The organism is Mesorhizobium sp. M1A.F.Ca.IN.020.06.1.1 (genome assembly GCF_004023265.1).
In the GTDB taxonomy this organism is placed as follows: Bacteria; Pseudomonadota; Alphaproteobacteria; order Rhizobiales; family Rhizobiaceae; genus Mesorhizobium.
The window spans coordinates 1-2,942 of sequence record NZ_RZSR01000117.1; the positions used below are offsets into that span (position 1 = coordinate 1).

The 2,942-nt window shown below is 63.4% G+C and carries 3 protein-coding genes; 1 reads left to right on the forward strand and 2 read right to left on the reverse strand.

Annotation, left to right across the window (positions count from 1 at the left end; all coding sequences use genetic code 11):
• On the reverse strand, window positions 1-804 hold an 804-nt coding region (locus tag EOA60_RS07905), incomplete at its 3' end, for an alpha/beta hydrolase (RefSeq protein ID WP_164899225.1).
• A 463-nt stretch (window positions 805-1,267) separates the two neighbouring features.
• Between EOA60_RS07905 and EOA60_RS07910 the strand changes: the two genes are divergently transcribed.
• Window positions 1,268-1,735, forward strand: coding sequence for an Hsp20 family protein (locus tag EOA60_RS07910; protein ID WP_067002526.1), 468 nt, complete (start codon window positions 1,268-1,270; stop codon window positions 1,733-1,735).
• 180 nt (window positions 1,736-1,915) lie between these two features.
• Here EOA60_RS07910 and EOA60_RS07920 read toward each other — a convergent pair whose 3' ends face one another.
• Window positions 1,916-2,926 (reverse strand): low specificity L-threonine aldolase, encoded by a 1,011-nt coding sequence (locus EOA60_RS07920; protein WP_245502534.1) that lies wholly within the window; start codon window positions 2,924-2,926, stop codon window positions 1,916-1,918.
• Window positions 2,927-2,942 lie beyond the last annotated feature (16 nt).

The window sequence follows — 2,942 nt, forward strand, 5'->3', positions numbered from 1 at the left end:
CAGGTACCGACGCTGATCGTCGGCGCCGGCGCCGACGATCAGCGTCGGTACCTGGATCCTTGCCATGAAATCGGGGTCGCTGACCGCTTCCGCCGCTGCGGCTGCGGCCTTCAGCCAGCGGATGGTCGGACCACCGAGTCCAAGGTGGGGCCAGGCCCTGTAAATATCGGTATTGCGCCGGTAGCGCTCCGGGTCGGACGTCACCTTGTTCATTTCGAAGGGCGTCGGCAATTTCGAGCGGGGCCCCCAGGCGGCATAGAGGCGGCCGAGGCCCAGCGCGCAGAACACCGCGCAGACGCGCCGTATGGTGGCGATCGAAACCCGCAAGTCGGGCACGGCCAGGAAAGGCGCGATCAGCACCATCCGCCGCACCCGGTTGACCATCGACGGCGAGGCAAGAAGCGCGATCACCGCTCCCGTCGAATGGGCGAGGATGTAATAGGGGCCGCGGCAATCGGGCAGCACGATCTCCTCGAAGAACTGCTCGAGATCACGGGTGTAGTCGCGGAAGCTGCGGACATAGCCGCGCTGCCGGTCGCGCAGCAGGCGGCTGGAATCGCCCTGGCCGCGCCAGTCGAGGGTGGCGACGCCGAATCCGCGGTCGGCGAGATCGCGGATGGTCTCGAAATATTTCTCGATGCACTCGTTGCGGCCGGTCAGCAGCACCACCGTGCCCTGGAGCGGGCGGGCGACGGCGGCGAAAACGCCGTAGCGGATCTTCCTGCCGTCGCGGGTGGTGAAGAAGCCGCCGGCAGCGTTCTGCGGCGGCGGATTGCCCTCAGTCAGATAGAAAAGGTCCGTCATTCGGCGCTTCGTTGATTGCTTCTTGCCCGAGCGGGCCAGGCGTCGCCACGGTGATAGACGCCCATGCGCCAAAAGCAAAGGTCCGGAATACGCGCTTTCCTGAACGGGAAGGCCGGAAGCACCTGCGGCGCGCTTCCGGCCCCCTGTCGATCCGGGAGGAAGGGACGTTACACCCGGTCGGCCTCGTCGCGGCGCACCGATCGAGGCGCCGCATATCCGTATTGTTGACTGCAGCCTAGCGAGCCCCGGCTGAACGGATGCCGAAGCCTCGGTTCATCTGGCGTTCATCGAGCGAAAAAATCGAAGTGAAAGTTGGTGCGCGAAGTTCTTGAAATGGGCTTTTCCGCTTCCCAAATGGAGGTTGCGGCCGCCGATGTCGGGGCCGCTGGCCTATCCGGAGCGCCTTTCGAGGGTTTCGTACCGGGTCAAACGCAAACCATGTTGCTCAACAGGAGAACACATCATGCGTCACGTTGATTTTTCCCCGCTTTATCGTTCGACCGTCGGTTTCGACCGGCTGTTCACCATGCTCGATACGCTCGGCCAGCCCGAGAGCGCGCAGACCTATCCGCCCTATAACATCGAGCGCACCGGCGAGAACGCCTATCGCATCTCGATGGCGGTTGCCGGCTTCTCGGAAGACGAGATCTCGATCGAGGCGCACCGCAATGTGCTCACCGTCAAGGGTGAGCGCAAGGAAGAGAACAATGGCGAGGGTTCGGAGCTGCTCTATCGCGGCATCGCTTCGCGCGCCTTCGAGCGTCGCTTCCAGCTCGCCGACCACGTTGAGGTCGAGGGCGCCACGCTGAAGAACGGCCTGCTCTTCGTCGACCTCAAGCGCAACATTCCGGAAGAGCTGAAGCCGCGCAAGATCGCGATCACCTCGTCTTCGGACAAGGCCAAGCAGATCGAGGCCAAGGCCGCCGCGTAAGCCGCGGGCTCCATGTAAGAAACGTCTCCCTCCCGAGACCAAAGCGGCGCCGAAGGGCGCCGCTTTTTTGTGACATTAATCCTGCGCCAGAAAATCAACGCGGCGACATTTCGCCGATGTTTTCTGGCTTTTTTGATCCTGCTTGGCCTCGAACTGTCGCTGGGGCCTTTGCTCGCCTGATCATTGCGAGAGGTGTTGGCCGAGACGGTCGATCTCTTGGGTGGTGGTGGCGAAGCTGGCGACGAAACGGTAGATTGCTTCCTTGTCGCCGAGATGGCCATCGAAACCCTGCGTCACGCCCCATTCATAGAATTTGGCGCCGGCGGTCTGCAGCTTTTCGGCAAGAGCGCGGTCGAAGATTGCGAACACTTCGTTGGCCTGCGGCAGCCAGGCGAGCCTGCCCGCCGGCGCGTCCTCGATCGTCTCGGCGAGATGTGCCGCCATCGCATTGGCATGCCGCGCCATCCTCAGCCAAAGGTCGTCGGTGAAATAGGCTTCGAATTGCGCCGAGATGAAGCGCGCCTTGGAAAAGGTCTGTCCGGCGCGCTGGCGAAGCAGGCGCAGATCCCGGCCGACTTCCGGGTTGAAGATCACCACCGCGTCGGCCATCCAGCAACCGTTCTTGGTGCCGCCGAAGGAGATCAAGTCGACGCCGCTCCTCCAGGTCATTTCCGCCGGCGTGACGTCGGTCGCGGCAATCGCATTGGCAAAGCGCGCGCCATCCATATGCAGCGGCAGCTTGTGCCTACGGCTGACCTCGGCAATCGCCTTGACGTCGTCGACGGTGTAGACGGTGCCCACCTCGGTCGCCTGGGTGATCGTCACGGCCATCGGCTGGCCGGCCGGCGCAAGATCCTGCGAATAGCGCTTGATGGCATTGTCGAGAGCCTGCGGGTTGATGCGCCCCAGGGGACCCGCAACCGGCGCCGTACGAGCGCCGCCGGTGTAGAAGCCCATCGCGCCGAACTCGTCGACATTCATATGCGCTTCGGAATGACAAAGGGCGATGCCGCCGATACGGTTCAACGCCGCCATCGAAAGGGCGTTGGCCGCGGTGCCGGTGGCGACGAAGAACACCTGAACTTCCCGCTCGAAGATCTCGCTGAAGCGATGGTAGACGGTGCGGTCCAGGTCGCCGTCGCCATACGCGGTCGCGATGCCGGCCGCGTGGCGGGAGAGGTTCGCCGAAATGTCGTTTTTTTTTTTC